The 14,975-nt window shown below is 74.0% G+C and carries 17 protein-coding genes; 9 read left to right on the top strand and 8 right to left on the bottom strand.

Features of this window, described 5'->3' with window-relative positions:
• Window positions 1-505: 505 nt before the first annotated feature.
• Complete coding sequence (locus ACQP17_RS06700; protein WP_433855414.1) at window positions 506-1,375, bottom strand: 3-hydroxybutyryl-CoA dehydrogenase; 870 nt, start codon at window positions 1,373-1,375, stop codon at window positions 506-508.
• Between the two features lie 160 nt (window positions 1,376-1,535).
• Between ACQP17_RS06700 and ACQP17_RS06695 the strand changes: the two genes are divergently transcribed.
• The gene (locus ACQP17_RS06695) at window positions 1,536-2,765 is read left to right on the top strand and encodes a glycoside hydrolase family 10 protein (protein ID WP_433855413.1); all 1,230 of its coding nucleotides are present in this window, start codon (window positions 1,536-1,538) and stop codon (window positions 2,763-2,765) included.
• A 67-nt stretch (window positions 2,766-2,832) separates the two neighbouring features.
• Here ACQP17_RS06695 and ACQP17_RS06690 read toward each other — a convergent pair whose 3' ends face one another.
• Both ACQP17_RS06690 and ACQP17_RS06685 read right to left on the bottom strand, forming a co-directional pair.
• Complete coding sequence (locus ACQP17_RS06690; RefSeq protein ID WP_364877960.1) at window positions 2,833-3,042, bottom strand: DUF1918 domain-containing protein; 210 nt, start codon at window positions 3,040-3,042, stop codon at window positions 2,833-2,835.
• A gap of 205 nt (window positions 3,043-3,247) precedes the next feature.
• Window positions 3,248-4,204, bottom strand: coding sequence for a DMT family transporter (locus ACQP17_RS06685; protein WP_433855412.1), 957 nt, complete (start codon window positions 4,202-4,204; stop codon window positions 3,248-3,250).
• Between ACQP17_RS06685 and ACQP17_RS06680 the strand changes: the two genes are divergently transcribed.
• From ACQP17_RS06680 to ACQP17_RS06660, 5 genes are all read left to right on the top strand, one after another.
• Window positions 4,203-5,693, top strand: coding sequence for a PLP-dependent aminotransferase family protein (locus tag ACQP17_RS06680; RefSeq protein WP_433855411.1), 1,491 nt, complete (start codon window positions 4,203-4,205; stop codon window positions 5,691-5,693). The genes ACQP17_RS06685 and ACQP17_RS06680 overlap by 2 nt on opposite strands.
• Before the next feature lie 65 nt (window positions 5,694-5,758).
• Window positions 5,759-6,211, top strand: coding sequence for a GNAT family N-acetyltransferase (locus ACQP17_RS06675; protein WP_433855410.1), 453 nt, complete (start codon window positions 5,759-5,761; stop codon window positions 6,209-6,211).
• Window positions 6,212-6,254: 43 nt separating this feature from the next.
• Window positions 6,255-6,824 carry a histidine phosphatase family protein gene (locus tag ACQP17_RS06670; protein WP_433855409.1) on the top strand — a complete coding sequence of 190 codons (570 nt, stop codon included), beginning with the start codon at window positions 6,255-6,257 and terminating at the stop codon, window positions 6,822-6,824.
• 196 nt (window positions 6,825-7,020) lie between these two features.
• The gene (locus tag ACQP17_RS06665; protein WP_433855408.1) at window positions 7,021-7,752 is read left to right on the top strand and encodes a hypothetical protein; all 732 of its coding nucleotides are present in this window, start codon (window positions 7,021-7,023) and stop codon (window positions 7,750-7,752) included.
• 5 nt (window positions 7,753-7,757) lie between these two features.
• Entirely contained in the window at window positions 7,758-8,120 is a 363-nt protein-coding gene (locus ACQP17_RS06660) for a DUF4333 domain-containing protein (protein ID WP_364877972.1), read from the top strand.
• 11 nt (window positions 8,121-8,131) lie between these two features.
• On the opposite strand, the gene ACQP17_RS06655 is transcribed toward ACQP17_RS06660, so the two are convergent.
• The 3 genes from ACQP17_RS06655 to ACQP17_RS06645 form a co-directional block, all read right to left on the bottom strand.
• Complete coding sequence (locus tag ACQP17_RS06655; protein WP_433855407.1) at window positions 8,132-8,578, bottom strand: YybH family protein; 447 nt, start codon at window positions 8,576-8,578, stop codon at window positions 8,132-8,134.
• 142 nt (window positions 8,579-8,720) lie between these two features.
• On the bottom strand, window positions 8,721-9,479 hold the full coding sequence (locus ACQP17_RS06650; protein ID WP_364877976.1) for a response regulator transcription factor: 759 nt from the start codon (window positions 9,477-9,479) through the stop codon (window positions 8,721-8,723).
• Between the two features lie 138 nt (window positions 9,480-9,617).
• A complete protein-coding gene (locus ACQP17_RS06645) occupies window positions 9,618-10,706 on the bottom strand; it encodes a class I SAM-dependent methyltransferase (protein ID WP_433855406.1) in 1,089 nt (362 codons plus the stop codon).
• Between the two features lie 170 nt (window positions 10,707-10,876).
• Here ACQP17_RS06645 and ACQP17_RS06640 point away from each other — a divergent pair, with 170 nt between their 5' ends.
• Window positions 10,877-11,068, top strand: a complete 192-nt coding sequence (locus ACQP17_RS06640; RefSeq protein WP_364877980.1) for a DUF1059 domain-containing protein — start codon at window positions 10,877-10,879, stop codon at window positions 11,066-11,068.
• Window positions 11,069-11,145: 77 nt separating this feature from the next.
• On the opposite strand, the gene ACQP17_RS06635 is transcribed toward ACQP17_RS06640, so the two are convergent.
• On the bottom strand, window positions 11,146-11,916 hold the full coding sequence (locus ACQP17_RS06635) for a LysR substrate-binding domain-containing protein (protein WP_433855405.1): 771 nt from the start codon (window positions 11,914-11,916) through the stop codon (window positions 11,146-11,148).
• Between the two features lie 58 nt (window positions 11,917-11,974).
• Between ACQP17_RS06635 and ACQP17_RS06630 the strand changes: the two genes are divergently transcribed.
• Window positions 11,975-12,382 carry a DUF5997 family protein gene (locus ACQP17_RS06630; RefSeq protein ID WP_433855404.1) on the top strand — a complete coding sequence of 136 codons (408 nt, stop codon included), beginning with the start codon at window positions 11,975-11,977 and terminating at the stop codon, window positions 12,380-12,382.
• A 157-nt stretch (window positions 12,383-12,539) separates the two neighbouring features.
• On the top strand, window positions 12,540-13,919 hold the full coding sequence (locus tag ACQP17_RS06625) for a flavin monoamine oxidase family protein (protein WP_433855403.1): 1,380 nt from the start codon (window positions 12,540-12,542) through the stop codon (window positions 13,917-13,919).
• Window positions 13,920-14,142: 223 nt separating this feature from the next.
• Here ACQP17_RS06625 and ACQP17_RS06620 read toward each other — a convergent pair whose 3' ends face one another.
• Window positions 14,143-14,856, bottom strand: a complete 714-nt coding sequence (locus ACQP17_RS06620; protein WP_433855402.1) for an SDR family NAD(P)-dependent oxidoreductase — start codon at window positions 14,854-14,856, stop codon at window positions 14,143-14,145.
• Between the last annotated feature and the right edge of the window lie 119 nt (window positions 14,857-14,975).

The following is a 14,975-nucleotide window of genomic DNA, read 5'->3' as shown; positions in this document are numbered from 1 at the left end:
GGCCTGAGCACTGGCTTCTCCATCGGCCGCGCTGAACAAGCGGACCGGAGCTCTCCCTCGCCGCCTGACTACCGGCCACACGCATCGCCAAAGGCCCGCTCTGCATGGTGTGGGCCCCACTCCGCCAGCCGGCACCTGGTCCGGCGTACTGCCGATCGGTACCGTCGTCGCGACACCGCCGCGGAGTGCAAAGCGCTGGGCGTGCCGCAGCCTGCCAGGGATTTTTCAGGGACTTTCCGCTCTGTCTCAGGGACTTTCCAGGGACTTTCTGCTGAGTAAGCGGGAAAGGCCCTGACAGCTTCGAAAGGACCAAAGCCCCAGGTCAAGCCTGGTTTTTGTTGGTCGATGACACTCGCCGGTGCTGTGGCCCGTGGGCGAGGCGGCGATGTGCGACTGAGGGGCTGACGGCCGTCGTGGGATTCTACCCGAGGGCAGCGCTACTGTTGGCGCTGCTCCAGCTGAACTCGCCCTGGAGCAGCGCCAGTTGAGGCGTCGTTACATCGTCCTAGTACGAGTAGAACCCCGACCCCGACTTCCGCCCCAGGCGGCCCGCGTCGACCATGCGGGCGAGCAGTGGGGGAGCGGCGTAGAGGGGTTCCTTGTATTCCTCGTACATCGAGGCGGCGACCGAGGCGACGGTGTCGAGGCCGATCAGGTCGCTGAGCTTGAGCGGGCCCATCGGGTGGGCGCAGCCCATCTCCATGCCGTTGTCGATGTCCTCGCGGCTGGCGATGCCCGACTCGAACATCCGGATCGCGGAGAGCAGATACGGGATGAGCAGGGCGTTGACGACGAAGCCCGAGCGGTCCTGGGCGCGGATCGCGTGCTTGTCCAGGACGTCTTGGACCAGCGCCTCGGAGCGCTTGATGGTCTCCTCGCCGGTGGTGAGCGCGGGGATCAGCTCGACCAGCTTCTGGACCGGCGCCGGGTTGAAGAAGTGGATGCCGATGACCTGGTCGGGGCGGGAGGTGGCGACCGCCAGCTTCACCAGGGGGATGGACGAGGTGTTGGAGGCCAAGATGGCGTCCGGGCGGGTGATCACCTGGTCGAGGATCTGGAAGATCTCGGTCTTGACCTGCTCGTTCTCCACCACGGCCTCGATGACGAGGTCACGGTCGGCGAATTCGCCGAGGTCGGTGGTGAAGCTGAGCCGGCCGAGCGTGGTGTCGCGCTCCTCTTCGGTGATCTTGCCGCGTTCGGCGGCCTTGCCGAGGGAGTTGGTCAAGCGGGTGCGCCCCAGCTCCAGTGCCTCGCCGGTGGTCTCGGCGACCATGACGTCCAGCCCGGCGCGGGCGCACACCTCGGCGATGCCTGCGCCCATCTGGCCGCAGCCGACCACTCCGACGCGTGCAATGTCGGCAAATGTGTCCGTCACCTCGTGCCTTTCGCTGATCTTCAGGAACCGGCGGTGCGCCGTAAGGTGCGACGCCCGCTTTCGGTCCCGACGTTACTCCGCGAGGTGCTGTGCTACGGGCCCCGGGGCGGGCATCCTGAGCCCTCAAGACGGGACGAACCAGACAACTTGGGGACTTTTGATGCGACGGATCACACGAAGAGGGTTCGCGGTGACCGCACTGGGCGCGGCCTCCGCGCTGCTCACCGCGGGGTCGGCGGCGCCCGCGGCCGGCGTGCCGCGGCGCGAGATGCGCGGTATGTGGCTGGCGACCGTGGCCAACCTCGACTGGCCCTCCAGCTCCCGGCTCACACCGGCCGACCAGCAGCGCGAACTGCGCTCCCTCCTCGACACCGCCGTCGCCCGCAAGCTCAACACCGTCTTCTTCCAGGTGCGGTCCACCGCCGACGCCCTGTGGCCCTCCTCGTACGAGCCGTGGGCGCAGTACCTGACCGGGCAGCAGGGCCGTGACCCGGGCTGGGATCCGCTGGACTTCGCGGTCCGCGAGGCGCACCGGCGCGATCTGGAGCTGCACGCGTGGTGCAACCCGTACCGGGTCGCCAACCACACCGACCCCGGGCGGCTCGTCGCGGGCCACCCGGCCCGCCGGCACCCGCAGTGGGTCCTGCCGTACGGCGGCAAGCTCTACTACAACCCGGGGCTGCTGGAGGTCCGGGCCTTCGTCCAGGACGCGATGTTCGACGCGGTGCGGCGCTACCCCGTCGACGGGGTGCACTTCGACGACTACTTCTATCCGTATCCGGTCGCCGGCGGGCACTTCGACGACGACGCGGCGTTCCAGGAGTACGGCGACAGCTTCGAGAGCCGGGACGCCTGGCGGCGGAACAACATCGACCGGCTGATCCAGGAGATGGCCGGCCGGCTCCGTGACGAGAACGCGCGGGCCGGGCGCCGACTGCGGTTCGGGGTCAGCCCGTTCGCGGTCTGGCGCAACCAGGGCACCGACCCGCAGGGCTCCCGTACGCAGGCCGGGGTGGAGACCTACGACGACCTGTACGCCGACACCCGCCGCTGGGTGCGCGAGGGCTGGCTGGACTACATCGTGCCGCAGGTCTACTGGCCGCTGGGCACCAAGGCCGCCGACTACGCGGAACTCGTGCCCTGGTGGGCACGGACCGTCGACGGCACCGGGGTGGACCTCTACATCGGCGAGGCGCTCTACAAGGCGGGCGAGACGCAGCCCGTCGCCTGGAAGGACCCGGCCGAGATCTCCCGCCACCTCACCTTCGCCCGCCGGTACCCGCAGGTCGGCGGCCATGTGTACTTCTCGGCCAAGGTGGTCGCCAAGGACCCGTCGGGCGCCATGGCGCGGGTGGTGCGCGGCCACTACGGCAGCGCGGCACGGGCCTAGCGGGGCCCGGCGGTCCGGCTGCGCGGCGGGGCGTGCCGCCGGACCGCGGGCCGTGGGCGGTGCCGGGTCAGCGGCCGGACTTCTTGCCGGTGGCCTTGCCGTGCCGGACGACGGAGTCGGGGCCGGGGGACATGATCGCCTCGTGCCCGTCCTCGCCGCGGACGCGGTAGGGCGGATCGCCGTTCGTGCCGATGACCTCGATGATCTCGACGACCCGGTCGTGATGTCCGACGGTCCTGCCGTGCACCACCAGCCGGTCGCCCCTGTTCGCGTGCATCAGGGCTCCTCCCCGCTTCGGGGCGGCCGTGCGACCGGGGTGGCCGGCCGTGCGCCGGCCAGCGGTTGAACGGCCAACGGATTCAACGGGTGACGGGCCTTTCCCCGCCCCGGACGGCGGAATCCGCCATCGCCGCAAGTTTACGTCCGCAGCCGCCCGCCGCACCCGGTGTGTGCCGGTTTGTGCCCCACCCCGCGGTCCGCCGTCAGCCTCGGGCCCGCTGGGTGACGGCGATGCACACCAGGACCGCCAGCGCCGCGACGGGCGCGGTCGGCGGCAGCCGCTCGCCCAGCAGCAGCACCGACCACACCAGGGTGAGCAGCGGCTGGGCGAGCTGCAGCTGGCTCGCCCGGGAGATGCCGATCACGGCCATCCCGCGATACCACGCGACCATCCCGAGGAACTGCGAGCCGACCGCCAGCCAGAGCACCCCGGCGACCGAGTGCACCGTCAGCTTCACCGGCTCGGTGGACAGCGCGAGCGCCGCGCCGGCCACCGTCACGGGCAGCGCCAGCACCAGCGCCCAGCCGATCACCTGCCAGCCCGGCATGTGGCGGGCCAGCCGGCCGCCCTCGGTGTAGCCCGCCGCGCACACCAGCAGCGAGGCGAACAGCAGCAGATCGCTGCGGTTGGGCACCCCGCCGCTCTGCTGCACCGCGAAGCCGATCACGACGACGGCGCCGACCAGCGAGGCGATCCAGAACGTACGGGAGGGCCGGGCGCCGGTGCGTACGGCCGAGCAGGCGGCCGTGGTCAGCGGCAGCAGACCGATCACGACGGCGGCGTGCGAGGTGGTGGAGGTCTCCAGGGCCAGGGTGGTCAGCAGCGGGAAGCCGAGCACCACACCGCCCGCGACCACCGCGATGCCCGCCCAGTGGCGCCGCGCGGGCGGGCGGACCCGCAGCGCGAGGAGCGCGGCCCCGGCCGGCACGGTGGCGAGCACGCTGCGCAGCATCACGACGGTCCACGGGCCCATGCCCTCCAGGCCCCAGGCGGTGGCCGGGAAGGTGAGCGAGAAGGCGGCGACGCCGAGGACGGCGAGCAGCAGGCCGCGGCCGACGTGGGGGCCGTGGGCGGCGGCCTCCGGGAGGCTCGCACCGGAGAGGTCCGGGGTGCTGACCGCTATTCCGGCAGGAGCGATAGCGCTATCGTTGTGCTTCATGCAAGAGCGTAGCAGTGGTGCCGAACTGGCCGCGAGCCTGAGAAGAGAGCTGGAGCGCTACTCTCCGGGAGAGAAGCTGCCGTCCAGCCGTGCCCTCGTCGAACGGCACCGGGTCAGCCCGGTGACCGTCTCCCGGGCGCTCGCCCAGCTCGCCGCGGAGGGCCTGGTCGTCACCCGGCCCGGCGCCGGGGCCTTCCGGGCCGCGCCGCACGCCGAGGCGCCCCGCACCGTCGACACCTCCTGGCAGGAGATCGCGCTGAGCGCCGAGCCGGCCGGCGACCAGGTGCCGCGGAGCGTCGACGCCACCGGTGTCCTGGCCACCCTCGCCCCCGCCGCGCCGGGCGTCATCGAGTTCGACGGCGGCTATCTGCACGCCGATCTCCAGCCCGAACGCGCGCTCGCCGCCGCCCTGGCCCGGGCCGGCCGGCGCCCCGGCGCCTGGAGCCGCCCGCCGGTCGGCGGCGTACCGGAGCTGCGGGCCTGGTTCGCCCGGGAGATCGCCGGCGCCGGCGGCCCGCTCGGCGCCAACGACGTGCTGATCACCGGCGGCGGCCAGAGCGCGCTGACCGCGGCGCTGCGCGCGCTCGCCGCGCCCGGCGCCCCGGTGCTCGTGGAGTCCCCGACCTACCCCGGGGTGCTGGCCGTCGCCCGCGCCTCGGGGCTGCGGCCGGTGCCGGTGCCCATCGACGCGGACGGTGTCCGGACGGATCTGCTCGCCGAGGCCTTCCGTGCCAGCGGTGCCCGGCTCTTCGTCTGCCAGCCGCTGTTCCAGAACCCGACCGGCGCGGTGCTCGCCGCCGAGCGGCGGCGCGAGGTGCTGCGGGTGGTCCGCGCGGCCGGCGCCTTCGTGATCGAGGACGACTTCGCCCGGCTGCTGGGCCACGCCGACGGCCCCGTGCTCCCGCCGACGATGATGGCGGAGGACCGGGACGGCAGCGTCGTCCACGTCCGCTCGCTCACCAAGGCCAGTTCGCCCAATCTGCGGGTGGGCGCGCTGGCCGCCCGCGGGCCCGTCCTCGACCGGCTGCGCGCCATCCAGGTCGTCGACAGCTTCTTCGTGTCCCGGCCGCTCCAGGAGGCCGCGCTGGAACTCGTCGGCTCGCCCGCCTGGCCGCGCCATCTGCGGCTGATCGCCGGCGAGCTGGCCGCCCGCCGCGACGCCCTGACCGCCGCACTGCACCAGCGGCTGCCCGCCTTCACCGCACACCGGCCACCGGACCACGACCCCGCGCCCGGCGGTCCGTACGTCCCGGCGGGCGGCTTCCACCTCTGGCTGCGGCTGCCCGAGGGCGTCGACGAGGCCGCGCTGACCGGGGCGGCGCTGCGCGCGGGCGTCGCGGTCGCGGCCGGCCGCCCGTATTTCGCCGCCGAGCCGCCCGGCGGCTGTCTGCGGCTGAGCTTCGCGGGGGCGTCCGGCACCGGCGAGATCACCGAGGGCGTGCGCAGACTCCGTACGGCGTGCACGGAGCTGGGGGTGGCGGTGGACTGAGGCCCGGACGCCCGCGCCGGGTCGGCCGGTTCGACGCCGCCCCGCCGCTCTGCCACTCTCCCGGCATGAGCGCGCACCCCCTCGACGGCTACGAGATCTCCACCGACCCGGCCCGCCTGGACGCCGGCCTGGTCCACCACTGGCTGTCCACCGATGCCTACTGGGCCGTCGGCCGTCCCCGGGAGCTGCACGACCGCGCCGTGGCGGGCTCGCTCAACTTCGGTCTGTACGAGGCCGGTTCGGGCCCGCAGGCCGGCTACGCCCGGCTGGTCACCGACCACGCCACCTTCGCCTGGCTCTGCGACGTCTACATCCGCCGCGACGCGCGCGGCAAGGGACTGGGCACGGCCCTGGTCGAGGCCGTCGCCGACCACATGGCGCCCAGCGGCCTCAACCGGCTGACCCTCGCCACCCAGGACGCCCACGGGGTGTACGAGAAGATCGGCTTCCGGCCCCTGGTGGCGCCGGAGCAATGGATGACTCTGGGGCTGATCGACCCGGGTCCTGTCGGATTGTGATCAACCGGTGCCGCCGGGGCGGCGCGGCTCTTACCATCGGCGAATGAGCGTTCGACTCAAGCTGCTCGCCGCCGGCCGCAGCTCCTCGCTGCTCGAAACACGGTTCGACGACGACCGACCGCTCGACGCCGCCGGCTGGTACGAGGCCGAGCGGGCCGCCCCCGTGCTGTGCCGGCTCGCCGCCGCCGAGCTGCGCTACTGCTCGCCGTCCGCCCGCTGCCGGGAGACCGGCGAGGCGCTCGGCCTGCGTCCGCTGGCCCAACCGGCGCTGCGCGACTGCGACATGGGGCGCTGGCGCGGCCGCACGCTGGGCGAGGTGGCCGCCGTCGAGCCGCGCGCGGTGGAAGCCTGGCTGGCCGACCCGCGCTCCGCGCCGCACGGCGGGGAATCGCTGCCCACGTTCATCTCCCGGATCGGCGGCTGGCTCGACACCAGGCCGGCCGACGACGCCGCCGGGCTGCTCGCGGTCGCCGAGCCCGGCGTCATCCGCGCCGCCCTGGTCTATGTGCTGCAGGCGCCCCCGCACGCGTTCTGGCGGATCGACGTACCGCCGCTCTCGGTGACCACCCTCACCAGCCGGTCCGGCGGCTGGGACCTCCAACTGGAGGCCTGAAGCACCCCCATGGAGTGAGCTGCGCGCCGGCGCGCACCACCCGGAAAGCCCAGCCGGCGCGTTCCGCCGTCCGGGGCGTGCGCACCCGTGTGACCTGCGCAAACGATGGACGCTCTGACGGCTTCCCGGGCAGTTCGGCTCCACTGCGGCGTCCGATCGAGGTGCGCGGAGCGTGACCGGGCGCTTCTCTCGGGTTATGCACATACGTCACATCTCGCTGTACGGCCTGGGTGCCGCCGCCCTGCTGGTGGCCGTCCTGCTCACCGGCGACGGCGACGCCGGGGATCCCGCCGCCGAGACCGTCGGCGGGGCGGTGAGCGACGCCGTCAACCAGGCCGCGCCCCGCGCCGGGGACACCCCCGGCGCGGTGGTCGTACAGCCCGACCCGGTGGCACCGGGCACCGCCTTCTCCGTCCAGGACGGCGGCAGCTGCCAGGGCGCCTCGGCCACCGCGTCCTTCGGCGACGCGGACATCCCCGCGATGCGGCTGTCCGCCCTCGGCGGCCGGACCGAGGGCACCGCGATCCTCCCGGAGGGCACGGCGCCCGGCGCGTACACGGTCACGCTCACCTGTGACGGCGCCGCCGCCCGGCCGAGCGCCTGGGAATCCGGCCGGGACGGCACCGAGGACGGTGCGGACCGGGGCACCGACCGCGACACCGATCAGGGCGACGGCGACGGGGACACCGGGGACGCCGCACGAGGACACGGCAGGGAATCCGGTGACGGCCGCAGCTCCCTCACCGGCACCATGACCGTCGCCGGGGGCGCCGACGGCACGGTCCCCCTCGGCGGCGCCGACACCGGCCTCGGCGGCGCGGCCGGCACCGGCCGGACGGCCACGACGGCCGGCGGCCTGTTGCTGATGGCCGCGGCCGGCTGGGGCGCCCTCGCCCGCCGCCGGGGCGCCCGCGGCACCCGGGGCTGACGGCGGTGCGCACCCGCCCGCTCCGGCCCCGCGTCCTCATCGGCCTGGTCACGGCCCTGGTCACGGCGGGTGCGCTGGCCCTCGCCGCCGTCCGGCTCTGCGACCGCGAAGCCACCAGCGAGGTCGACGACGGCACCCACACCGTGCTCCGCTCCGAGATCGCCCGGGCCCTCAGCGGCCAGCTCACCCTGCCGTTCCGCGGCGGGCCCGACACCGTGCACTGCTACGGCGACCTGCGGCCCGTGCCGTACGACGCGGTGCGCTGCACGGCCCACTTCCCGATCGGGCTGGACCGCCAGCTGACCGTCGAGGTCACCCGCGTCCGGCACAACATGGTCACCTACCGGCGCCATCTGCTGCACCGCTGACCGGCGCCCCGCTACGGCGTGAGGTCGAGCGCCGCCCGCCCCGAGCCGTCCATCAGGAACGGCACCGAGTCATGGGCGTGCGTGATCTTCCAGACGCCGTCGATCCGGCGGAGGCCGACGGTGGCCCGGCTCCACAGCTCCACCTCGAAGCCGTCCGTCTTGGTCCCGCGCATCCGGTTGATGCTGTGGCAGAACGCGACATCCCCGCCGACCGTGATCTCCAGCTGGGTCGGCGTCACCTCGACCGGCCCCTGCCAGGTCGCGTACCAGGCCTCGATGGCCTGCGGGTCCCGCGCCTGCGGGCCCTTGTACTGCAGCGGCGGTGCCAGGCTGAATTCCACCAGGTCCGGCGTGGTGTGCGACAGGAACCGCCGGGCGTCCCGCGCCTTGGTCGCGGCGGCCCGGTCGGCCAGCACCGCCCGGATCTGCTCCTCGTCCGTCATTCGTGCGTCCCTCATCCGTGCGTCCGTCGCCGTTCCGCTCGTCCGTGCGCTGTCGGTGGTCATGGGGGTCCTTCCGTCGGCCGGCGCCGGGGCGCCCGGGTTCGCTGTACGAGGGGTGGACGACGCCGGCCGACGGAATTCATCGGTGCGGCCGCGCTCATCGGTGCGGCGCGAGCCGGGCCGCCGCCGGGCCGCGGGTCAGCCAGGCGTTCGCCGCCTCGACGCGGCCGCCCACCCGGAGCTTGGCGTAGGCGTGCTCCAGATGCTTGTCGACGGTGCGCGGGCTGATCGCCAGCCGGTGGGCGATCTGCTGGTTCGTCAGGCCCCGGGCGAGCAGGGCGAGGACCGCGGACTCGCGGCGGGTGACCGGGCACGGCGCGGGCACCGGTGGGGCGAGCCGCCCCAGCAGGTGGCCGAGCCGGGCGCGCAGCAGGGCGGCGGCCGCCACATCGTCGTCCGTGAAGTCGCTGCCGCCGCCGCGGCTGAAGGCCACGCACACCGTCCGCGGCACCCCCTCCGCACGGCCCGCGGGGAATGACATCGCCAGCTGATGCTCGCTGCCGCACGGCCGGTAGACGTCGGCGTAGGCGGCGAGGGCGTGGAACTCGCCGCGGGTCTGGAGCGTGGAGCGGCGCATCGGTGTACCGGGGCCCTGCGCGGTGTGGGCGACGAGGACATCGGCGGCCGCCTCGCGGGCGAACGCCTCCCGGATGTCGTCGGTCAGCAGTCCGGCGGGCAGGGTCAGCGGGCGGTCGGCGCTGCCGGCACGGGGGGACCAGACGATGCTGTCGCCCGGTACGGCGGCGAGCAGCAGCGGAAGCAGGGCCGGAACGAGGGACTCCTCGTCGACGGCATCGGTCAGAAGGTCCACGACGGCGAGAATGCGCCGCAGGCCGGCCTCCACGGCCGCGCTCATGACTCCAGCGTGCCGAGGTGGCAGAGGGCAGTCAAACGAGGGCGCTCGCGGGAGGGCCGCCCGGCGGGCGGTGCCCGCAGGGCGGCGGCGGGGCCACCCGGCCGGCCGGGGGAAGACCGGCCGGGTGCGTCGGGCGCCTCAGCGCCCGACGGCATAGACGCGGTTGACGGGGGTCTGTGCGGCGAGTCGCCAGTGGTGGAGGCCGGCGTCGTCGGCGATCTCCCGCATCGCCTCCTCACCCGCGTGGTTTCCCAGTGCCTGCGGCCCGTGCTGGGCCAGCGCGGACGGCAGGCAGACGGCGACCGAGGCGGCGGTCATCGCCCGGCCGATGGGGTGGACGTTCTCCTCGACGTGCGCCGAGACGTTCGGCTCGACGAGCATGCAGGTCCCGCCGTCGGCCAGCGCCTCCTCGGCGTGGTGCAGCGCGCCGCCCGGATCGCCGGTGTCGTGCAGGCAGTCGAAGAACGTGATCAGGTCGAAGTCCTCGCCGGGGAAGTCCTGGGCGGTGGCGACCTCGAAGCTGACCCGGTCGGCCAGCCCCCGCTCGGCCGCGATGCCGCGGGCCGCCTCGACGGAGGGGCGGTGGAAGTCGAAGCCCAGGAACCGCGACCGGGGGAAGGCCTGCGCCATCAGCGCCGTGGAGTACCCGTAGCCGCACCCGATGTCCGCCACCCGCGCGCCGCGCTCCAGCTTCTCGACCACACCGTCCAGCGCGGTCAGCCACTCCGGAACCAGCGCGGCCGCGTAGCCGGGGCGGAAGAACGTCGCGGTGCCGGCGAACAGCTCCGTGCCGTGGTCCCCCCAGCCGATGCCCTCGCCGCTGCGAAACGCCGACGCGAGGGCGTCCTCCGTGGCGTAGAGGGCCTGGAGCAGGGTGAAGAAGCCGGCCGCGTACGTGGGCGCCTCCCGGTCCGCCAGGACGGCGGCGTGCTCGTCGGGCAGCAGGTAGGTGTCGGTGCCGGGGGTGTAGCGGACGTATTCGCCGGCCACCTGGGCGGCCAGCCATTCGCGCACATAGCGTTCGGCCAGCCCGGTGCGTGCGGCGAGCTGTGCGGAGCCGATCGGTCCGGCCCCGGCCATGGCCGCGTACAGCCCGAGCCGGTCGCCGAGCGAGGTGCACAGGCCGGCCACCGCGGCGGCGCTGTCCGAGATCACCCTCTCCAGGAACTGCTGCACCCGTTCCTCGTCGAGCCCGCCGCCCGGTGTGACATCGGCAGAGGTCGCCATGCGTGCCCACCTCCCTGATGCGGTCTTGCCTTGCCTCCCACCGCACCGCGCGGACGCCCCCGCGCGCCATACGGGATTCGCCGTATGCGGCGGGGCGGTGGCAACGGCGGATACTGGAGACCGGCCCCCACCGGAGACCGGATTCCCCCTGGACACGGAGGAGGCGCACCATGCGCAAGAAGGTCGACTGCCGGGATCACCCCAGCGAGATGAACTGCACCCTCGTCATCTCCGGCGAGGAGGACGAGGTGCTCCGCGCCGCCACCGAGCACGCGGTATCCGTCCACGGCCACGCGGACAGCGCCGAGCTGCGGGAACAGATCAAGGCCGCCCTGAAGGACGAGGTGCCGCAGCACGCCTGACCGAGCCGTGAGCAGGCCGGACCCGTAGGGCGAGGCCCCGGGCCCGGCAAGCCCCGGGGCTACGACGAAGTCCGGGGCTACGAGCGGCGGCGGGGCTTGCCGCGCTTGCCGCCCTTGGGCCCGCCGGCCCCGCCCCGCGGGTTCTTGCCGCCCGCTCTGGCGGTCGGTTTGCCGGCCGCGGGCTTGCGCCGCGCCGCACCGGCCGGCGCCCGCTTCGGCTCCGCCGCCGCGGTGGTGCTGGGGCCGCGGGTGCTGTTGACGGTCCGCCCGCGCACGATCCCGATGAAGACCTCCACCAGGTCGGTGGTCGCCTCCTCCGGCCAGGACAGCGCGACCTGTGACTGCGGGGCGTCCGTGACCGGACGGTAGGTGAGGTCCTTGCGGTGGTGCAGCCGGGCGAGCGACTGCGGGACGACGAGCACGCCCACCCCGGCCGCCACCAGCTCGATCGCGTCCGCGGTCGTGGCGGGGCGCTCGATGGCCGGCTGCCCCGGGAGGCTCTCCCACGGGAGGGTGTCGTCGAGCGGATGCAGCACGATGTCGTCGGCCAGGTCCTCGGCGGTCACCTCGTCGACCGCCGCCACGAGGTGGTCCTTCGGGACCACGACCACCGTCGTCTCGGTGTAGAGCGGGATCGCGCTGAAGACCGTCCGGTCGACCGGCAGCCGCACGAACGCCGCGTCGGCGGCGCCGTCCCGCAGCGTGCCGGCGGCTTCGCCGGGGGCCACCGCGACCAGGGTCAGCGGGATGCCGGGCTGCCGCTCCTGCCAGATACGCACCCACTTGCCCGGTGTCACGCCCGGTACATACGCGAGCCGGAACGAAGCGGGGGTATCGGAGCCTGTCACGCCGCCAGGTTACCGGTCGTGGTCGGAGCTATCGCACACGCTCGCTACCCTTGGCACCATGACGTCGCACCAGACCACCCAGACCATGAAGCCCGCGACCGCGGCGAAGAAGCTGGGTGTGTACCTCGAGGCCACACCCGCCGAGTTCCAGGAGGGTGTCGTCTCGCGCAGCGAGCTCAACGCGCTGCAGGCCGATCCGCCGGAGTGGCTGGTCGAGCTGCGGCGCAACGGCCCGCACCCCCGCCCGGTGGTCGCGGCGAAGCTCGGCGTCTCCATCTCGGGCCTGGCCCGCGGCGGTGTCACCGAGGCCCTCACCACCGAGCAGATCGAGGCGCTGAAGCAGGAACTTCCCGAGTGGCTGCAGAAGGAACGCGCCACCCAGGCCGAGGTGCGCAAGGAGACCGTGCGCATCAAGGAGAAGAACAAGGAGAAGGAGCAGGGGAAGGACGCCAAGGGGGACGCCTGACCCCGAGGACGCCGTCCTGACCCTCTGACGAGGTACGTACGTGGCCCTAGCGGGGCCACGCCCCTCCACCCGCCTCGCCCCCACCCCTCCCGCCCCTATGGCCCACCCGCCGGGCGGCGTAGGGCCCGGTGGGCGACGCTGAGCCGTGGAGGTGGCCATGGAGCAGGTGCGGGCGGACGTGTGCGTGGTGGGTGCCGGTTTCGCCGGACTCGCCGCCGCGAGACGACTGGACCGGGCCGGCCGCGAGGTGGTCGTGGTTGAGGCCAGGGACCGGGTGGGCGGCCGGGTCTGGAACCGTGAGCTGCCCGACGGCACCGTGGTGTCCGCCGGCGGCACCTGGCTGGGCAAGGGCCAGGAGCGGATGTTCCAGCTCTGCCGGGAGTTGGGCCTGCGGGTCTACCCGCAGTACGAGCGGGGCGATCACCTGCTGTCCCTGGACGGTGTCCACCGCCGGTACCGCGGCGGCATCCCCGCCGCCGGACCACGCACCCTCATGGCCCTCGGCCTGGCGCTGGCGCGGCTGAACCTGATGGCCCGGCGGCTCCCGGCGGATGCCCCGTGGCGCGCCCGCAGCGCCCGGTCGTGGGACGCCCGCACGCTCGGGCAGTGGCTCGCCGACCCGCGGAACGTGCCCACGGCCGAGGCCCGCACGCTGCTCGGATCGACCATGCACCTGCTGTTCTGCGCCGACCCGGCGGAGGTCTCCCTGCTGGGCGCCCTCACCCTGGCCCGGGGCGGCGGCGGATTCGGCTACTACACCGACTCCCGCAGGACCGAGACCCACCTCGTGGACGGCGGCGCCCCCGAACTGGCCCGACGCATGGCCGGGGAACTGGGGGACCGGGTGCACCTGTCCAGCCCGGTTCAGCGGATCACCGACGACGGCACCGGCGTGACGGTCGTCTCCGACCGGCTCACCGTGCGGGCGGGGCGGGTGATCGTGGCGACGCCGCCGGTGCTGGCCGGGCGGATCGTCTTCGACCCGCCGCTTCCCGCCGCGTGCGGGCATCTGCTCCGGCGCGTGGTGCCCGGGGCGATCATCCGGGTGCACACGGTGTACCCCGAGCCGTTCTGGCGCGAGCAGGACCTCTCCGGGCAGAGCTTCGCGCCCCGTTCACCCGTCCCGGTCACCATCGACCAGACCCCGCCGTCGGGCCGGCCGGGAGTGCTCAGCAGCTACGCCTTCAGCACCGGAGCCCTGCGCATGGGCCGGCTGGACCCGGTCGAACGGCGGGAGGTCTGGCTGGACGCGCTGGCCGAACGGTTCGGCCCCCGGGCCCGCCGCCCCGACCACTACCTGGAGACCGACTGGTCCGCCCAACAGTGGTCCCTGGGCGGGATGATCGGCCACTTCCCGCCCGGCACCCTGACCACCTACGGCAGCGCCCTGCGCGACCCGGTCGGCCGGATCCACTGGGCCGGCACCGAGTCGGCCACCCACATGCACGGCCTGATGGAGGGCGCCGTACGTTCCGGCGAACGAGCCGCCCAGGAGGCCCTCACGGCACTGTCGGCCGGGCGCCTTTCGGTGTCCTGATCGCCGATCCGGCCCCCATGGCCCCGGCTGGACGTGGTCCTCAACTCGGCCTCGGACACGACCGACCGGGCCACCACGGCCGACGGCGCGATCCGCCTGCTCTGCCCGACAGCCCCTTTCCGGGGGCGCTGGACATCCGCCTGGACAGCACGGGGACCCGGCGCCTGGTGCGCACCGTGCTGCGCGGCGCCCGCGACGTTCCGCGCCGTGCGCGCTGACCCGCTCACCAGGGCAGGGGCCCGTGTGCGTCGAAGTACCCGCCGGTGGGGCCGTCCGGGCCCACCTGTGCCATGCGGACGATGATCTCGGCGCCCTCTTCGACCGTCTGGACGCCGGTGTTCCCGGTCAGGTCGGTCCGGGTGAAGCCGGGCTCCACCGCGTTGATCCGCATGGCCGGGAACGCCCTGGCGTACCGCACGGTGATCATGTTGATCACGGCCTTCGACGCCGGGTAGGCGAGGCCGGGGTAGGCGGCGGCCGGGTGACCCGGTTCGGCCGCGTGCGTGAGCGAGGCCAGGCCGCTGCTGAGGTTGACCACCACCGGGGCCGCGGACCGCTGGAGCAGCGGCAGGAAGGCGTGCGTGACGCGTACCGTGCCGAGGACGTTGGTCTCGAAGACCTCCCGCATGGTGTCGGCGGTGACGTCCGCGACCGCGACCACCGTGCCGTTCTCGCCCCGCGCCTCGATGCCGGCGTTGTTGACCAGCACGTCGAGGCCGCCGTCGGCCTCGATCGTCGACACCGCGGCCGCCACGGACGCGTCGTCCGTGATGTCGAGCTGCACGAACCGCGCCCGCGCGCCCAGCCGCCCTGCCGCGCGGCGGCCGCGGGCGACGTCCCGGCTGCCGACGTACACGGTGTGGCCCGCGGCGAGGAGCCGGCGGGCGGTCTCGAACCCGAGCCCCTTGTTCGCCCCGGTGATCAGTGTCGTCGTCATACCTCCACCCTCCGTCCCGTCGGCCCGGACGGCGATGCGTCCCGGCTTCCCGGTCGGCGGCACCGGGGCTGCGGGCGGGGGGGGGGGAGAGACCACCCACCTCATTGCATAATCCTGCC

The organism is Streptomyces kronopolitis, from assembly GCF_050953795.1.
In the GTDB taxonomy this organism is placed as follows: Bacteria; Actinomycetota; Actinomycetes; order Streptomycetales; family Streptomycetaceae; genus Streptomyces; species Streptomyces kronopolitis_A.
The sequence above is the reverse complement of the archived record's forward strand: the minus strand, read 5'-3'. Positions and strand labels throughout refer to the sequence as shown.

Coding starts and splice junctions, on each gene's coding strand:
- ACQP17_RS06645 (WP_433855406.1), bottom strand. CDS start 10,706: ATGGCGACCTCTGCCGATGTCACACCGGGCGGCGGGCTCGACGAGGAA.
- ACQP17_RS06685 (WP_433855412.1), bottom strand. CDS start 4,204: ATGAAGCACAACGATAGCGCTATCGCTCCTGCCGGAATAGCGGTCAGC.
- ACQP17_RS06625 (WP_433855403.1), top strand. CDS start 12,540: ATGGAGCAGGTGCGGGCGGACGTGTGCGTGGTGGGTGCCGGTTTCGCC.
- ACQP17_RS06670 (WP_433855409.1), top strand. CDS start 6,255: ATGAGCGTTCGACTCAAGCTGCTCGCCGCCGGCCGCAGCTCCTCGCTG.
- ACQP17_RS06695 (WP_433855413.1), top strand. CDS start 1,536: ATGCGACGGATCACACGAAGAGGGTTCGCGGTGACCGCACTGGGCGCG.
- ACQP17_RS06640 (WP_364877980.1), top strand. CDS start 10,877: ATGCGCAAGAAGGTCGACTGCCGGGATCACCCCAGCGAGATGAACTGC.
- ACQP17_RS06620 (WP_433855402.1), bottom strand. CDS start 14,856: ATGACGACGACACTGATCACCGGGGCGAACAAGGGGCTCGGGTTCGAG.
- ACQP17_RS06655 (WP_433855407.1), bottom strand. CDS start 8,578: ATGAGGGACGCACGAATGACGGACGAGGAGCAGATCCGGGCGGTGCTG.
- ACQP17_RS06680 (WP_433855411.1), top strand. CDS start 4,203: ATGCAAGAGCGTAGCAGTGGTGCCGAACTGGCCGCGAGCCTGAGAAGA.
- ACQP17_RS06665 (WP_433855408.1), top strand. CDS start 7,021: ATGCACATACGTCACATCTCGCTGTACGGCCTGGGTGCCGCCGCCCTG.
- ACQP17_RS06690 (WP_364877960.1), bottom strand. CDS start 3,042: ATGCACGCGAACAGGGGCGACCGGCTGGTGGTGCACGGCAGGACCGTC.
- ACQP17_RS06675 (WP_433855410.1), top strand. CDS start 5,759: ATGAGCGCGCACCCCCTCGACGGCTACGAGATCTCCACCGACCCGGCC.
- ACQP17_RS06650 (WP_364877976.1), bottom strand. CDS start 9,479: ATGAGCGCGGCCGTGGAGGCCGGCCTGCGGCGCATTCTCGCCGTCGTG.
- ACQP17_RS06630 (WP_433855404.1), top strand. CDS start 11,975: ATGACGTCGCACCAGACCACCCAGACCATGAAGCCCGCGACCGCGGCG.